Origin of the sequence: Flavobacterium limnophilum (assembly GCF_027111315.2) — a bacterium.
Taxonomy (GTDB): Bacteria; Bacteroidota; Bacteroidia; order Flavobacteriales; family Flavobacteriaceae; genus Flavobacterium; species Flavobacterium limnophilum.
In genome coordinates this window covers 3502683-3520090 of sequence record NZ_CP114289.2, presented here as the reverse complement: position 1 = coordinate 3520090, position 17408 = coordinate 3502683, and the positions used below count along the sequence as shown (strand labels likewise).

Genomic DNA, 17408 nt, shown 5'->3' with positions numbered 1-17408 from the left:
AAAGTTGTCAAATCTAAGTCACTTCAAAGACTTTTTATTTCTCCAAAGCATCAATTTCCTCATCAGTTGGTTCGATGATGTCAATTTTGGGTTCGATGAATTCCTGCTCGTTGGCCAATGTTTTGTTTAGGGTCAACACCAAAGCCGGCAACAACATTAAATTTGACAGCATTCCGAATAACAATGTCAAGGAAATCAATCCGCCAAGGGCGATTGTTCCTCCAAAACTGGACAACATGAATACCGAAAACCCAAAGAACAACACTATGGAAGTATAGAACATGCTCAAACCGGCATCGTTGAAAGTGGCATAAACCGATTTGCGTATTTTCCAGTTATTTTTCTTTAATTCCTCTCGATATTGCGCCAGGAATCGGACGGTGTCGTCGACCGAAAGTCCAAAGGCGATTCCGAAAACCAATATCGTTGATGGCTTCAAAGGAATGTTGAAAAAGCCCATGATTCCAGCTGTTAGCAACAACGGCAATAGATTGGGTATAATCGAAACCAAAATCATTTTGAACGAACGGAACATAAATCCGATTAAAAGTGCGGTCAGGAAAAAGGCAAAAATCAAGGACGAAAGCAGGTTGTCGAGCAAATATCCTGTTCCTTTTTGGAAAACCAATGCTTTTCCGGTAATTGATACGTGAAATCGGTCTGGAGGAAAAATTTTGTCGGCTTCTTTTCGAATTTCAGCTTCGATTTTCGGGATGGCATCGCCGTTTTCGTCTCGCATAAAAGTGGTAATTCGAGCATATTGTCCTGTCGAATCCACATAACTTTTCATCAGGTTTTCTTTCGAGTTTTTGGTGGCATTTTTGGCATACGACAAAATAAAAGCCTGCTCTTGAGAGGTTGGTAATTCGTAATAATCCGGGTTTCCGTTATAATACGCTTGTTTGGAATATTTGACCAAATTGACAACCGAAATGGGTTTTGACAATTCTGGAATCTCGTCAATGGCTTGTTCCAGCTCGTCCATTCGCTTGAGCGTAGAGAGTTTCATGACGCCTTTTTTGCGCTTGGTGTCAATCATGATTTCTAACGGCATTACGCCATCAAATTCTTTTTCGAAGAAAATAATATCTTGGAAAAAAGCTTCTTTTTTCGGCATGTCTTCTATGATGCTGCCGGAAATTCGCATTTTATAAATCCCTATGATACTAATGACAAGAACAGAAACGGCAACTACATAGATGGAAAATCGATTTTCTTTCACATTACGCAAAATCCAATCCATAAACGATTTTACATAACCACGATCCAAATGCTCGATGTGGCGGTCTTTGGGCGCTGGAATATAACTATGGAAAATTGGAATGACAATGATGCACAAAAAGAACAATGCCATAATGTTGATGGAAGTCACATTTCCAAACTCGATTAGCAGTTTGTTATTTGAAGATATAAAGGTAAAAAAGCCAATGGCCGTTGTCAGATTGGTCATTAGGGTTGCCATTCCAATTTTGGTCGTAACGCGTTGCAGGGCTTTGACTTTGTTTCGGTGCACTTTGTATTCCTGATGGTATTTGTTGGTCAGGAAAATACAATTGGGAATCCCGATCACAATAATTAGCGAAGGTACCAAGGCGGTTAAAACCGTGATTTCATAATTCAACAATCCCAGGAAACCAAAGGACCACATCACGCCAATAATCACGATAATTATGGAAATCAAGGTGGCTCTAAAACTTCTAAAAAAGAAAAAGAAAAGCAGGGAAGTTACCAGTAATGAAGCTCCAATGAAAATACTGATTTCCCCAATAATGGTTTGTGCATTCAGTGTTCGAATGTAGGGCATTCCCGAAACGCGAAGGTCAATTTTGGTTTCTTCTTCGAATGCTTCTATTGCGGGAACTAATTTTTTGAGGATAAAGTCCTTTCGGGCAGGCGTGTTTACAATTTTCTTGTCCAGATAAATGGCAGAGCGAATCGTGCCCGATTTTTTGTTGAACAATAATCCTTCGTAGAAAGGCAGGTCATGAAATAATTCCTGTTTTATTTTCTCCAAATAGGCTTTGTCGGTGGTTTTGCTTTGGTCGACAAAAGGAACCAATTCGAATTTTTCGAGCGACTCGTTTTTTTGTAATTTTTTTAAATCGTTTATGGAGATGACCAAATCAACAGCTTTGTCATTTTTCAGGCTGTTCATAAGTTTTTCCCAAGCAGCATAGGCTTTTGGAGTAAAAAAAGTTTTGTCTTTTACGCCAATGACAACCAAGTTTCCTTCTTCGCCAAATTTGTTTAAAAAAGCATTATACTCAACATTGACGATGTTGTCGTCCGGTAGCATATTGGCTTCTGTTTGGGTAAAATGGATGTTTTTCCATTGCATTGCCAGTAAAACAGTTATCGCTACTACAATCGACAACATTAAAATTCTATTTCTAAGGACGATGCGGGCTATCAATTCCCAAAATCCTAAACTAAACCACTTGATCATTATCCGATTTTAAATGCCGCAAAGGTAGTTAATCAACCCATTATATTATTGGTTTCAGAGGATCCTTTTTTGTTAATTTTAATGTTAATTTTTTGTTTTTATTTTGCTATAAAATAAATTTGTGGGATGTTATTTATATATTTGGATTTCTCATCTTTGTACCGAAATTATTGAAGCATTAACTTATGAAAAACCACAGAAATACCATATTTTATTTAGTTGTTACAGGCGGTTTTTCGGCTTTGATATATTGGATTTTGGGTATGGGAAAAGGATTGGAAGTCCATAAAAAATTCTTGCGTCCCGTAGTTGAAAATGGGCATTGGAATGATTTTATTGATTCGATGTCGCTTAATTTGCACCATCCCTTGGCCATACTTTTGGCACAAATTGTAACCATAATAGTAGTCGCTCGATTTTTTGGTTGGGTTTTCAGGAAAATTGGGCAACCTTCCGTGATTGGTGAAATCATTGCGGGAATTGTTCTCGGGCCATCCTTGTTGGGCTTGTATTTTCCTGAATTTTCACTTTCGTTGTTTCCAGTGGAATCTTTAGGGAATTTACAGTTTTTAAGCCAAATCGGACTGATACTTTTTATGTTCGTCATTGGTATGGAACTCGACTTGAAAGTCTTGAAAAACAGGGCCAAGGATGCCATAGTTATTAGTCATGCCAGTATAGTGATTCCTTTTGCCTTGGGAATTGGGTTGGCTTATTTTGTTTATTTTAGATTTGCTCCTGAGGGTGTTGCCTTTTTGCCTTTTGCCTTGTTTATGGGGATTGCCATGAGTATCACGGCGTTTCCTGTTTTGGCAAGGATAGTGCAAGAAAGAGGTATTCATAAAACCAAATTGGGAGCCATAGTAATTACCTGTGCTGCCGCCGACGACATCACGGCTTGGTGCATACTTGCCGCGGTAATCGCCATTGTAAAGGCGGGAACTTTCGTGAGTTCATTGTATATTATTGGAATGGCAATGGCTTACGTACTTGTGATGTTTTTTGTGGTAAAACCTTTTTTGAAAAAAATCGGGGAATTGTATGGAACGAAGGATAATTTGAATAAACCGGTTGTTGCCATTTTCTTTTTAACCTTGATTATTTCTTCCTATACTACCGAGATTATCGGAATCCATGCTCTTTTCGGCGCTTTTATGACCGGTGTTATTATGCCTGATATAACCAAATTCAGAAATCTCTTCATCGAAAAAGTGGAAGATGTTTCGGTAATATTATTGCTTCCCTTGTTTTTTGTTTTTACGGGATTGCGAACAGAAATTGGATTACTGAACGATCCTTACCTTTTGAAAGTTACTGGATTTATTATTCTTGTTGCCGTTGTCGGAAAGTTTTTTGGGAGTGCCTTGGCGGCCAAATTTGTTGGGCAAAGTTGGCGCGATAGTTTGACCATTGGTGCCTTGATGAACACCAGAGGCTTGATGGAACTGATAGTTTTAAACATTGGTTTGGATCTAAAAGTACTAACTCCCGAAGTGTTTACGATGATGGTTATCATGGCGCTGGTTACCACCTTTATGACTGGACCAGCATTGAATCTAATCAACTATATTTTTAACACAAAAGATGTTGGGGTTTTGGACGAAATTCCAAATGGCAATAAATACAAGATATTGATTTCTTTTGGGAACAATGAGAAAGGAAAATCACTTTTGCGATTGGCAAACAGTTTGGTCAAAAAACAAAAAGAAACCTCGACCATAACGGCAATGCATCTTACCTTGAGCGATGAAGTGCATTCCTATAATTTGGAGGAATATGAAAAAGACCGTTTTTTGCCTTTGCTGGAAGAGTCCAAAATGTTGAAACAAGAAATCACGACCTTGTTTCAAGCGACAATGGATATTGAAGCCAATATTAGTGATATTGCCAATAGTGGCGATTTTGATTTGCTTTTGGTAGGTCTTGGAAAATCCATCTTTGAAGGAACTTTGCTGGGAAAAGTATTGGGATTCACGACAAGAATTATCAATCCCGATCGCTTGATTGATAAATTTACAGGTAAAGAAGGCTTGTTTGAAAACTCTCCTTTTGATGAGAGAACAAGACAAATTATTTCGAAAACCAAGATGCCTTTGGGGATTTTGGTGGACAAGGAATTGCAGGTCGTTAACCATGTTTTTATTCCAATTTTTATTGCCGAAGATGCTTTTTTGATGGATTATGCGCAGAAATTAATTTACAACAGCAATTCCCATATTACGGTTCTGGATGTAAACGGTCACGTAAATACTAATTTTGTATTGAAGAGTGCCATCGGTTCATTGGAACAAAAATATCCTAAAAACATCAGCTTGGTCAATGACAAAATCATCAAAAAAGAGTTTTTGGCAAAGCAGGATTTAATGATAATCAGCATCGAAAGCTGGAAGGCACTGGTTGATTCCCGCAGTATTTGGTTGAGCAGGGTTCCATCGGTTTTGATAATGAAACATTAGTTTTATGCATAAAAAAAAATCCGCAAGAAGCGGATTTTTTTTGATTTGAAAAGTTTTACACTTTCATAATTTCGGCTTCTTTAATAACAAGATGCTCGTCGATTTTTTTGATAAAACTGTTGGTCAAATTTTGAACTTCTTCTTCGGCACTTTTGCAAATGTCTTCGGAGGTTCCTTCTTTTTCCAGTTTTTTAATTTCGGTATTAGCGTCTTTGCGCGCATTTCTGATTCCTATTTTTGCGTCTTCAGCCTCAGATTTTGCTTGTTTTGCCAATTCGCGTCTTCTGTCTTCGGTCAAAGGCGGAACGCTGATAATGATTACATCTCCGTTGTTCATTGGGTTGAAGCCTAGATTGGCCACCATAATGGCTTTTTCTATTGGGTGCAGCATGTTCTTTTCGAAAGGTTGCAATGTAATGGTTCTCGCATCAGGAACACTGATTTTTGATACTTGCGAAAGAGGCGTTGCGGATCCGTAATAATCTACAAAAACACTTCCCAACATTGCCGGAGACGCTTTTCCTGCACGGATATTCAAGAATGCTTTTTCTAAATGGGCAATAGTACCTGCCATAGATTCTTGGGTGCTGTCTAAAATAAATTCTATTTCTTCAGTCATAATTTTTTAATTAGTGTTCAGTATTCACTGTTCAGTATTCAGTTTTTACTGTAAACCAAATACTGAACACTGCTAACTATATATTTACTTCTGTTCCTACGTTTTGTCCTTCGCAAATTTTCAACAAATTACCTTCTTTGTTCATGTCAAAAATTACTATGGGAAGTTTGTTCTCTTGGCTCAATGTAAAGGCCGTTGTGTCCATGACGTTCAACCCTTTTTTCAACACATCTTCAAAAGAGATGTAATTGAATTTTGTTGCAGTGGCATCTTTTTCCGGGTCGGCAGTATAAACGCCGTCAACACGTGTTCCTTTCAGGATTACGTCGGCATTAATTTCCACACCACGCAAAACGGCGGCGGTATCGGTCGTGAAATAAGGATTTCCAGTTCCTGCTCCAAAAATGACGATTCTTCCTTTTTCAAGATGACGATCGGCTCTCCTTTTGATGTAAGGCTCGGCAATAGATTCCATTTTCAAGGCCGTTTGCAAACGAGTTTTCATACCTTTGCCTTCTAGCGCACCTTGTAATGCCATTCCGTTAATCACGGTAGCCAGCATCCCCATATAATCGCCTTGAACTCTGTCCATTCCGGCACTTGCGCCGGCAACACCTCTGAAAATATTTCCTCCGCCTATAACAATGGCTATTTCAACGCCTTTGTCATGCACTTTTTTAATTTCATCGGCATATTCGTCTAATCTTGCAGGGTCAATGCCATATTGTCTTTCGCCCATTAACGCTTCGCCACTTAATTTTAGAAGAATTCTTTTGTATTTCATTCAAGTTGTTTTTAAAATTTGGATTCGTGCTTTCGCAATTTCGCAAGCTCAAGTCATTTTTTTTGGTTGAGTTGTGCAAATATAGTCATAATCTGTTTTTTGAAATAATGTTTTTAAAAAAATACTATTGGATTTTATTCAAAGCTAATTTTGTGGCAAATATTTTTTTCGAAAGTTGTAAATGTTGCCAAATCTTCATTTTTAAAGAAGTAAATTTGTGTAATATATATCAAAAAATTATGAAAACAGCTGTAGCCAAATCATTATTTAAAAGTCATGATTATCATGAATTCAGAAAACTAATTTCTGATTTATTACTGGAAGGAAAATCAACAGGAAATGAGCAATCCGAGAGCCATACCCGCATTTCTGGTTTGAATGATGCCCGAATGGATATGTTGGACAAAACAATCACTATTTCGGAGGAGAATATAGCGAAGTTGAAGTCCTTGAAAAAAAAATATATTTGGTTAGTCTTGGCCGAAGGTTGGTGTGCCGATAGCTCGCAGATATTACCCGTTTTAAATAAAATGGCGCACGAATCTGGCAAAATCGACCTCAAAATTGTGTTGCCTGAAGAAAACGAAGATTTGATGGATTTGTTTCTTACGGATGATGTTAGAAAAATTCCAAAAGTCATTGTTGTTGATAAAGAATCAGGGGATGTTTACGGCAGTTGGGGGCCAATGCCTAAAGGAGTCAGCGATTTAATAAGGAGCTATAAAGAAAAAAACGGATGTATTGACGAAGCCGCAAAAGCCGATTTGCAAACCTGGTATATGAAAGACAAAGGCATTTCTACGCAAAACGAATTGATTGGCTTGATGCTTGAACAGGAGCAATTACATCTTCTAGAAGAATGATGTGGTTGTATTTCAAAGCAATAACGCAAATGCGAAACCTGTTTTTTTATAAAATTATTTAGGTTTCTTTTTTTTTTTTATATAAAAAAAATTGTAAATTAGTGACCTCAACCAAATCTATTATATTTCTTTAAATTTACTTTTTTATTGGTGTTTGCTATTGTTTAACAATTTAAAAAACATCGACATGAAAAATCTATTTGAAAGATTCTACGATTACATTTCAACTATGCTATTTGGAGGCAAAAATACTTCTCATTATTAATCTTAATGATGAAGCATCAAGTAAACAAAATGTGTATGGTATAAAAGTACTTTGATTTTAACAAACACAACGCAAATTAAGTGTTGTGTTTGTTAAGTGTTTTTTATTGCAATTAAAGGGATAAACTTTGTTCAAACAAATTCACGTCTATGGCATTAGTCACGTCATAATCTCCAATTTTTGTCCTGCGCAACACCGTCAAGTGTGAGCCTGAATTCATTGTTTTGCCAAAATCATAAGCCAAGGAACGAATGTAGGTTCCCTTGCTGCAAACGACTCTAAAGTCGATTTCAGGAAGTGCAATTCGGGTAATTTCGAATTCGTGAATGGTGGTTTTTCGACTGGCTATTTCTATGGTTTCTCCGGCACGAGCGTGTTCATACAATCGAACACCGTCCTTTTTTATGGCCGAAAAAATAGGTGGTTTTTGGTCAATTTCACCCAGAAATTGTTTCACGGTTTCGTGAATCAAGGTTTGGTTAATATGCGAAATATCGAAAGTTTGGTCTATTTCGGTTTCTAAATCATAGGAAGGCGTGGTGGCTCCAATGTGAAAAGTTCCCGTATATTCTTTGGCTTGACCCTGAAGTTCGGTAATCCTTTTTGTGAATTTTCCGGTGCAAACCAGCAATAATCCGCTTGCCAACGGATCTAAAGTTCCGGCATGTCCAATTTTGAATTTCTTGGGAAGTCCCAACTTGTTGATTAAAGCATATTTTAGTTTGTTGACCGCCTGAAATGAAGTCCAATGCAATGGCTTGTCAATTAGGATAATTTGTCCATTCAAAAAATCTTCGGCAGTTTTCAAGAGAAATTATTTTAGGTATGAAAAGTAAATCAACAAAAACGTACCCATAATAATTCGGTACCAACCCCAAGGTTTAAAGCCGTATTTATTGATAATTCCAATAAAAAACTTGATGGCTAAAATCGCAACTACAAAAGCAACTACATTTCCAATCAAAAACATCATGATATTGTCGTTTGATTTTAAAATCAGTTCATAACCTTTCATTTGTGAAGTTTCATAGGTTTTCAGAAACACCGAATAACAAGTAACTGCCAACATTGTCGGAACTGCCAGGAAAAATGAAAATTCCGCTGCCGTATTCCGCGACAATCCTTGTTGCATTCCGCCAATGATGGAAGCTGCAGACCGGCTTGTTCCGGGCATCATGGCCAAACATTGCCAAAAACCAATTGTCACCGCTTTTTTAACGGTAATGTCTTCTTCGTTTACAATAGTAGTTTTGTCCTTGAAATATTGGTCAACAAAAAGCAAAATCACCCCGCCCAGAATCAATACAATTGCAATAGGAATTGGGTCTCCCAAAACAGCTTCAATTTTGTCGTCGAATAATTTTCCCAAGACCAAGGCTGGAATTACGGCAAAAGCCAATTTGGTATAAAAATTAATTCCGATTTTTAGAGTAGGGAAAGCCAAGAATTTCTTCCAATACAAAACCACGACGGCCAAAATGGCTCCAAATTGAATAGATACTTGAAAAAGTTTCACGAAATCATCTTCCTGGATTCCAAAATAGGAACTCGTGAAAATCATGTGGGCTGTTGAAGAAATAGGAAGATATTCGGTTAATCCTTCAATAATGGCAATAATGATTGCTTGAAATGTATTCATTTTATTGGATTGCAGATTTAGACTTTAGATTGCTTCGCCTTTTTGTCCGATGGGCTCGAGTGCAAATTTTAGTATCAGTTGTTGCCAACTGAAAACTGAATTCTGAACACTGCAAACTATTTTTTAGGGTTTTTCAGAATGGCATAAATCGTGATTCCAAAACCAATTAAAACGGTAGTCGGAGCCAAACGGATTCTTCTAAAGTTGAAAATTTCTTCGTTGAATACATTAGGATCGTCACTTCCGCCGCCGGACATCAATATAAATCCAAGGGCTATTACCGCGATACCAATCAATAGGATTTTATAATTTACTTTCTCAAAAAGGAATTCGTGTTTTTGTTCTTCTTTTTTCATTTTGTCATTGCGAGGAATGAAGCAATCTCATCCTCTGTTTTATGTTTTTTACTGAACACTAATATAAATCGTCTGTTCTTAAGTTCAAGAATCGTTGTGTTGCAAAATAGGTGCTTATCCAAGTAATCAAAACGCCAGCTCCAAAGACTAGCAGCAAAACCAAGGCAACAAGCAATTTGTCCTCAAGTATTCCTAAACCGGGGAAATTAGTTTCAATATAAATCAAAACTCCAATTAGTGCAATAATGGCCAATCCTGCACCAATCATGCCTAATTTGACACTTCGCATCACAAATGGTTTTCGGATAAATGCTTTAGTGGCGCCTACCATTTGCATTGTTTTAATGATAAATCGGTTGGAATAAATGGACAAACGCAAAGAGCTGTTGATCAATAAAACGGCGATGACAGTCAAGAAGCCGCTAATTATTAATATCCACATACTCACTTTTTTGATGTTGTCGTTGACCAAATTCACCAATTGTTTGTCATAAACAATATCCGAAATCATGGCGTTTTTTCGCAAGCGACTTTCTATTTTTGTGATGCTGTCCCTAACTACATAATCCGCTTTTAAATGGATGTCATAGGAGTTTTGCAAAGGATTTTCTCCCAAGAACGTTATGAAGTCTTCGCCAATAATATCAGTATGTAGTTTTGCCGCCTGTTCTTTTGAGACATATACGAACGATTTTGAAAAAGGAGTCGTTTTGAGTTCTTTTCCAAAAGCCTTCAAAATGCTGTCGTTCGCTTCGTTCTTGAAAAACACCGTCATGGCAATTTCTTCCTTGAAATCGTCAGCCAGTTTTTTGGAATTTATAATGAAAAACCCCAGTATTCCTAATAGAAACAATACCAAGAATACACTTAATACTACCGAAAAATAGGAGGAAATTAACCTGCGTTTTTGAAATTTATCAAAGTTAGAAGCCATAGTTTATTGGAATTATGGGGTAAAAATAACAAACAATTTCTTTATTTAAAGTTAATAACGCTCAAACTTTCAACTTTCGTACAATAAATGTAAATTTGCCACTCAAATTTTTGATATCCTTTCTGGGTTCAAAGCCCTGAAAAGGTTAATAATAGATACTTAAAATGAAATACAATCCGAACGAAATAGAAGCCAAATGGCAAAAACATTGGGCAGACAATCAAACTTTTGCAGCCGAAAATAACTCCGAAAAACCAAAATATTATGTTTTGGATATGTTTCCTTATCCGTCTGGAGCGGGATTGCATGTGGGACATCCGCTGGGTTACATCGCTTCGGATGTGTATTCGAGATACAAAAGACATCGCGGATTCAATGTTTTGCACCCAATGGGTTACGACAGTTTTGGATTGCCGGCCGAACAATATGCCATACAAACCGGTCAGCGTCCGGAAGACACGACTTCGGTAAATATTGACGGAGGCGTGGACAAAGAAGGAAACAAAATTGCGGGTTACCGTAAACAATTGGACAAAATTGGATTCTCCTTCGATTGGAGTCGTGAAGTGCGTACTTCGAATCCCGATTACTACAAACACACACAATGGATTTTTATCCAATTATTCAATTCGTGGTACAATAAAAATACGGACAAAGCCGAAGACATTTCGACCTTGGTTTCCATTTTTGCAACAGAAGGAAATGCGAATGTAAATGCCGTTTGTGACGACAATATCCAAGTTTTTTCATCAAGCGAATGGAACGCATTTTCGTCAGACGAGCAACAAAAAATACTATTACAATACCGATTAACCTATTTAGCCGAAACCGAAGTGAACTGGTGTCCGGGATTGGGAACGGTTTTAGCCAATGACGAAATCGTGAATGGCGTTTCAGAACGTGGTGGATTTCCGGTTATTCGCAAAAAAATGACCCAATGGAGTATGCGAATTTCTGCTTATGCGGAACGTTTGCTTCAAGGTTTAAATGATATTGATTGGAGCGAAAGCATCAAGGAAAGCCAAAGAAACTGGATTGGAAAATCGGTTGGAGCGATGGTTTCTTTTGCTGTAAAACCTCACCCCCAACCCCTCTCCAAAGGAGAGGGGGGGCAAGCTGTTGAGAAGGGATATATGACAGCTAATGCTTCTATTGCTTCGCAACTGGTTGGAAATGCTAGGGAGAATCGTAAGAATCAAACTGAAGCCGAAGATGTACTTTGGCAAGAAGTTAGAAATTCGAATCTAGGATATAAAATAAGAAGACAACATTATATTGGAAATTTTATTGTTGATTTTGTTTCTCTTGATAAAAAATTAATTATTGAAGTTGACGGAGGTTATCACGAGACAAAAGAACAAATTGAATTAGATGAACAACGAACTTTAGAATTAGAGCAAAAACATCTTTACAAAGTAATTCGCTTTACTAATGAAGAAGTTTTAAATGACATCAAATCTGTTTTATCAAAGATAAAAGAAGAATTAAGCCTGCGAAATTCATACAAGACAGACGAGGAGCTCGCTCCCCTCTCCTCTGGAGAGGGGTCGGGGGTGAGGTTTATTGACGTATTCACCACTCGTCCCGACACCATCTTCGGAGTGACGTTTATGACATTGGCACCAGAACACGAATTGGTAGCCCAAATCACGACTCCTGAACAAAAAGCTGAAGTGGAAGCTTACATCGAAAAAACCGCAAAACGTTCTGAAAGAGAGCGTATGGCGGATGTAAAAACCATTTCGGGAGTTTTCACGGGAGCGTATGCCGAGCATCCGTTTACCAAAGAGCCAATTCCGGTTTGGATTGGCGATTATGTTTTGGCAGGTTACGGAACAGGTGCCGTGATGGCAGTTCCTTGTGGAGACGAAAGAGATTATGCTTTTGCGAATTTCTTCAAAGGTCAAAACGGAATGCAGGAAATCAAAAATATTTTTGATAAAGATATTTCAGAAGCCGCTTTTGGAGCCAAAGAAGGTTTTCAATTAGTAGATTCTGATTTCTTGAATGGATTAGGATACAAAGAAGCGACCAAAAAAGTGATTGCTGCATTAGAAGACATAAACCAAGGAAAAGGGAAAATTAATTACCGTTTGCGTGATGCCGTTTTCTCCCGCCAAAGATATTGGGGCGAACCGTTTCCTGTGTATTACGTGAATGGCTTGCCGCAAATGATTGATGCGAAACATTTGCCAATCGTATTGCCGGAAGTGGAGAAATATTTGCCAACCGAAGATGGATTGCCTCCATTAGGAAATGCTAATGTTTGGGCTTGGGATAGTGTAAATAATAAAGTTGTCAATACAAATTTGGTTGACAACACGACTATTTTTCCTTTAGAATTGAACACAATGCCAGGTTGGGCGGGAAGTTCTTGGTATTGGATGCGTTATATGGATGCGCACAACGAAAACGAATTTGCAAGCCAAGAGGCTTTGAAATATTGGGAAAGCGTGGATTTATACATTGGCGGAAGCGAACACGCCACCGGTCATTTATTGTATTCCCGTTTTTGGAACAAATTCTTAAAAGATAAAGGCTTTGCACCAACCGAAGAACCCTTCAAAAAACTGATTAATCAGGGAATGATTTTGGGGATGAGTGCGTTTGTAAATATGATTGGTTTTAATTTACTAGTTTCTAAAAAACCAATCCAAAAAATTGAAGGAGAAAAAGGGACTTTAGCTAATCAAGTTCAAACTCGATTAAGTGAAGATGATGAGAATTTTGAAAAGATTAATCAAATAATTAGCAAAATTGAAATAGTAAAAGATACATATTTTTCTTCTGATATTGTTTCAGAATTGAAAAATTCTGATGAATTGCTTAAAAAAATTTCTGATGAATTTGTAACTCCTATCATTAGTGAATTAGATGAGAATGGTTTTACTTCAGATAAATATAATGTTGTATTTTCTCCATTTTCTCCATTGAAAACTTACAGGTTACACGTTCCTGTGAATTATGTAAATGGAAATGATGAATTAGATTTTGAAAAATTGAAAACAAATGATTATCATTTTAGGGACGCTAAATTTATAATTAAAAACGAAAAATTCATTGTTTCTCGAGAAATCGAAAAAATGTCGAAATCGAAATACAATGTGGTAACTCCAGATGATATTTGTAACGAATACGGAGCGGATACTTTACGTTTGTATGAAATGTTTTTAGGGCCATTGGAACAAGCGAAACCTTGGAACACGGCAGGAATTTCGGGAGTCTTTGGTTTCCTTAAAAAATTATGGCGTTTGTATTTTGACGAAAATGGTTTAATCGTAAACAACGACACGCCAACAAAAGACAACTTAAAATCATTACACAAAACCATCAAAAAAGTGGCAGAAGATATTGAAGGTTTCTCTTTCAACACTTCGGTTTCGCAGTTTATGATTTGCGTGAATGAATTGTCAACGCAAAATTGTCATTCGCGCGCGATTTTAGAACCATTAGCGATTTTGATTTCGCCTTATGCACCTCACATTGCCGAAGAATTGTGGGCTCAATTAGGAAATTCAGGTTCGATTTCAACTGTTGAATTCCCGGTTTTTGAAGAAAAGCATTTGGTGGAATCAGAGAAAGAATATCCGGTTTCTTTCAACGGAAAAATGCGTTTTACAATGGTTTTACCTTTGGATTTAACCAAAGAACAAATTGAGGAAATCGTGATGAAAGACGAAAGAACCATCAAACAATTGGACGGAAAAACACCAAACAAGGTGATTATTGTTCCAGGGAAGATTATTAACTTGGTTGGGTAAAACCGCCAAATTGTCATTCTAAAAAATGGCTTAAAATTTGATGGGTTATTTGTAAATTTATTTAAAAAAGTAAAATTATGTTAGGATTTAGTTTGCCATCGATGATTTTAATGGGCGGTATCATGCTAGCAAGCTGGTTAGTAAGCTCAAGATTAAAAAGCAAGTTTGAAAAATACTCCAAATTGCATTTGCAAAACGGAATGTCTGGACAGGAAATCGCCGAAAAAATGCTGGCCGATCACGGAATTCGTGACGTAAGAGTGATTTCGGTAGCAGGACAATTGACGGATCATTACAATCCAGTCGATAAAACCGTCAACCTGAGTGAAGCGGTTTTTAACCAAAGAAATGCTGCTGCCGCTGCGGTTGCTGCTCACGAATGTGGTCATGCCGTGCAACATGCTACAGCTTATAGTTGGTTGACTTTACGTTCTCAACTGGTTCCAGTAGTAAATATTGCATCCACTTATATGCAATGGATTTTGCTTGCAGGAATCCTGATGATTAATTCTTTCCCATCGCTTCTGTTGATTGGAATCGTGATTTTTGCGGCAACTACCTTGTTTTCGATAGTGACTTTGCCGGTAGAATATGATGCGAGTAATCGTGCCTTGGCTTGGTTGGAAAACAAAAGAATGTTGAATCAGCAAGAACACGCTGGGGCAAAAGACGCCTTGAAATGGGCTGCGAGAACTTATGTTGTTGCCGCTTTGGGCTCCATCGCTACCTTGATGTATTACATTTCTATTTATATGGGAAGACGAGATTAAGCGTCTCAAAACAGCTTTAATCCGCCTCGATTTTATGTTGAGGCGGATTTTTTTTGAACAGTTATTACGAGGACGGGCGCCATCACATAAATAGGGCAAGAATCGAGAACAATAAATGGGGTTTTACCTGTTGCTCGTAAATGATGAGTCAACCGCAAATTCGAAGCTATTTTAGAATTAAGCACAAAAAAAAGCCACGATAAACGCAGCTTTTGTAATTTTATTCAAAAGTATTTTTTCTTCAAATACTTATTTTCCTTTGTTGGCTTCAGCTATATATTTTTCCAAAGCCATTGTCATCGAAGGTGTTCCGGGAGTTGGAGCCATAATGTCAACTCTTAATCCTTTGTCCAAAGCTTCTTTCTGGGTTGTGCTTCCGAAAACGGCAATTCTGGTATTGTTTTGCTCGAAATCAGGGAAATTGGTAAACAATGATTTTATTCCGGTTGGACTAAAGAAAGCCAAAACGTCATAATAAACATCGGCCAAATCAGATAAATCGCTGATAACGGTTTTGTAAAAAACCGCTGGAGTCCAATCTACTTTCAAAGCGTTAAGCGTTATTGGTGCATCGGCATTCAGTTGGTCTGAAGCTGGCAACAAGAATTTCTCGTCTTTGTATTTCTTGATCAATGGCGACAAATCGGCAAAATCTTTCGGACCAACGTATATTTTACGTTTTCTGTAAACCACGTATTTTTGAAGATAAAAAGCTATTGCCTCAGATTGGCAGAAATATTTTAATCCTTCGGGAACTTTGTAGCGCATTTCGTCGGCTACTCTAAAGAAGTGATCGACGGCATTTTTACTTGTTAAAATAATGGCCGTGTAGTGGTTGAGATCAATTTTTTGAAGTCTAATTTCTTTTGCGCTGACTCCTTCTACATGAATAAAAGGCCTGAAATCAATTTTTACTTTATGCTTTTGTTGCAACTCAAAGTATGGAGAATTCTCCACTTTAGGTTCGGGCTGTGACACCAAAATTGTTTTCACTTTCATATTTGACATTTTCTAAGCAATACCTTTTGTAAACCAATAATACATGAAATAATACGGTGCTATTTCGAGAGCGCAAAGATATAAAATAAAATAAAATAACTTGCCGAATATTATATTTTGATAGTTTTTTATTGAAACCAAATAAGTTAATATATTGGCTATTAAAATTGTAGCAATTATAATAGTCAAAAAATTTCTCGAAATGGAGTCGTAATAGAACAAAATAATATTGATTGGAAGTATAAATAATCCGATATAAGTTCTGAAAGTAACCTTTTGGAGGTTGAATTGCTCCACAAATTCTTCAATATCGAATGCTGTGGCAATGATTTTTTCAATCAAAAATTTTGATAAAACGAAGAAAATCAAGAATGTAATTATTTGAATGTACAGAATCCAATCGGTTTTTGAGGCATATCCAAAAAAGGCGAGAGAAAGCTGTATGAAGAAAGCCAAAGAAATAATTTGGACAAAAAACAACGAGATAGTGAAGCTGCTTTTAAGATTGCTACTGTCTTTGTAAATATTGGTGTATTTGTCAGAATAGATTAATCTTGCAAAGTCGGCAAATCGATTCTCAAATGTCGATTTTGTTAATGCAATAGTGGCAAATGAAAGCACGAACAAGACCGTTGCCCAATCTTTATTCTCGATTACCCTTAAATGAAGTACATTCTCTACCATAACGAGTGCAAAATTACTGATTTTTTATTTCATTCTTTTTATTATAATTTTATTATGGATCAAATCGCATAAAAAGTTTACTTTTGCGTTGAAATTACTCAAATTATGAACGATTGTATTGTTATAATTCCTACCTATAACGAAATTGAAAACATCGAAAGCATCATTAGGTCAGTGCTTTCACAGCATAAACCTTTTCATGTCCTTGTCATAGACGACAACTCTCCAGATCATACCGCCAACAAAGTCGAGATGCTGCAAACGGAATTTGAAGGCAGATTATTCTTGGAAAAAAGGACGGGAAAGTTGGGTTTGGGAACGGCTTATGTTCATGGTTTCAAATGGGCTTTAGAACGGAAATATGATTTTGTTTTCGAAATGGATGCCGATTTTTCGCATAATCCAAACGACTTGGAAAAATTATACGATGCCTGTCATTTCGGAGGTGCTGATTTAGCGATTGGTTCTCGTTATGTAACTGGTGTAAATGTGGTAAACTGGCCATTAAGCCGTGTTTTGATGTCCTATTTTGCATCGGTTTATGTGCAATTTATCACGGGAATGAAAATCCATGATGCCACGGCAGGATTTATTTGTTACAAAAGACAAGTGCTCGAAGGAATTAATTTGGATAGAATAAAATTCGTTGGTTATGCCTTTCAAATTGAAATGAAATACAGGACTTATTGCAAAAAATTCGACATTACCGAAGTGCCCATCATTTTCACCGACAGAACAAAAGGGCAGTCAAAAATGAGTAGTGCCATTTTCAAAGAAGCCGTTTTGGGAGTTATTGCACTTCGTTTAAAAAAATTAGTTAACACCTTGTAGG

The 17408-nt window shown here is 37.1% G+C and carries 14 protein-coding genes; 5 read left to right on the top strand and 9 right to left on the bottom strand.

Going from position 1 to position 17408, the window contains the following annotated elements; genetic code table 11:
* Positions 1-34: 34 nt before the first annotated feature.
* Positions 35-2446: an efflux RND transporter permease subunit gene (locus OZP13_RS14575; RefSeq protein WP_281297632.1), complete on the bottom strand. Its 2412-nt coding sequence runs from the start codon at positions 2444-2446 to the stop codon at positions 35-37.
* Between the two features lie 185 nt (positions 2447-2631).
* Here OZP13_RS14575 and OZP13_RS14570 point away from each other — a divergent pair, with 185 nt between their 5' ends.
* Positions 2632-4902: a cation:proton antiporter gene (locus OZP13_RS14570; RefSeq protein ID WP_281297631.1), complete on the top strand. Its 2271-nt coding sequence runs from the start codon at positions 2632-2634 to the stop codon at positions 4900-4902.
* A gap of 55 nt (positions 4903-4957) precedes the next feature.
* On the opposite strand, the gene frr is transcribed toward OZP13_RS14570, so the two are convergent.
* Together frr and pyrH are read right to left on the bottom strand one after the other, a co-directional pair.
* Positions 4958-5521: a ribosome recycling factor gene (gene frr / locus OZP13_RS14565; protein WP_281297630.1), complete on the bottom strand. Its 564-nt coding sequence runs from the start codon at positions 5519-5521 to the stop codon at positions 4958-4960.
* A gap of 76 nt (positions 5522-5597) precedes the next feature.
* Positions 5598-6305 carry a UMP kinase gene (gene pyrH / locus OZP13_RS14560; protein ID WP_281297629.1) on the bottom strand — a complete coding sequence of 236 codons (708 nt, stop codon included), beginning with the start codon at positions 6303-6305 and terminating at the stop codon, positions 5598-5600.
* Between the two features lie 239 nt (positions 6306-6544).
* Here pyrH and OZP13_RS14555 point away from each other — a divergent pair, with 239 nt between their 5' ends.
* Positions 6545-7168 carry a thioredoxin family protein gene (locus OZP13_RS14555; protein ID WP_281297628.1) on the top strand — a complete coding sequence of 208 codons (624 nt, stop codon included), beginning with the start codon at positions 6545-6547 and terminating at the stop codon, positions 7166-7168.
* A gap of 377 nt (positions 7169-7545) precedes the next feature.
* Here the strand turns inward: OZP13_RS14555 and truB are convergent, their stop codons facing one another.
* The 4 genes from truB to OZP13_RS14535 all read right to left on the bottom strand — a co-directional run bounded on the left by truB (position 7546) and on the right by OZP13_RS14535 (position 10362).
* A complete protein-coding gene (gene truB, locus OZP13_RS14550; protein ID WP_269240850.1) occupies positions 7546-8241 on the bottom strand; it encodes a tRNA pseudouridine(55) synthase TruB in 696 nt (231 codons plus the stop codon).
* Positions 8242-8247: 6 nt separating this feature from the next.
* A complete protein-coding gene (locus tag OZP13_RS14545) occupies positions 8248-9072 on the bottom strand; it encodes an undecaprenyl-diphosphate phosphatase (protein ID WP_281297627.1) in 825 nt (274 codons plus the stop codon).
* A 116-nt stretch (positions 9073-9188) separates the two neighbouring features.
* Positions 9189-9428 carry a DUF3098 domain-containing protein gene (locus OZP13_RS14540; protein ID WP_281297626.1) on the bottom strand — a complete coding sequence of 80 codons (240 nt, stop codon included), beginning with the start codon at positions 9426-9428 and terminating at the stop codon, positions 9189-9191.
* Between the two features lie 58 nt (positions 9429-9486).
* Entirely contained in the window at positions 9487-10362 is an 876-nt protein-coding gene (locus OZP13_RS14535) for a cell division protein FtsX (RefSeq protein ID WP_281297625.1), read from the bottom strand.
* A gap of 164 nt (positions 10363-10526) precedes the next feature.
* On the opposite strand from OZP13_RS14535, the gene OZP13_RS14530 reads away from it, so the two are divergent.
* Together OZP13_RS14530 and OZP13_RS14525 are read left to right on the top strand one after the other, a co-directional pair.
* Positions 10527-14123, top strand: coding sequence for a leucine--tRNA ligase (locus OZP13_RS14530; protein ID WP_281297624.1), 3597 nt, complete (start codon positions 10527-10529; stop codon positions 14121-14123).
* Positions 14124-14200: 77 nt separating this feature from the next.
* On the top strand, positions 14201-14893 hold the full coding sequence (locus OZP13_RS14525; RefSeq protein WP_269240847.1) for a zinc metallopeptidase: 693 nt from the start codon (positions 14201-14203) through the stop codon (positions 14891-14893).
* Between the two features lie 249 nt (positions 14894-15142).
* Here OZP13_RS14525 and OZP13_RS14520 read toward each other — a convergent pair whose 3' ends face one another.
* Complete coding sequence (locus tag OZP13_RS14520) at positions 15143-15892, bottom strand: uroporphyrinogen-III synthase (protein WP_281297623.1); 750 nt, start codon at positions 15890-15892, stop codon at positions 15143-15145.
* 12 nt (positions 15893-15904) lie between these two features.
* On the bottom strand, positions 15905-16576 hold the full coding sequence (locus tag OZP13_RS14515) for a DUF4271 domain-containing protein (protein WP_281297622.1): 672 nt from the start codon (positions 16574-16576) through the stop codon (positions 15905-15907).
* Between the two features lie 105 nt (positions 16577-16681).
* Between OZP13_RS14515 and OZP13_RS14510 the strand changes: the two genes are divergently transcribed.
* A complete protein-coding gene (locus OZP13_RS14510; RefSeq protein ID WP_281297621.1) occupies positions 16682-17407 on the top strand; it encodes a polyprenol monophosphomannose synthase in 726 nt (241 codons plus the stop codon).
* The last annotated feature ends 1 nt before the right edge of the window (position 17408 follow it).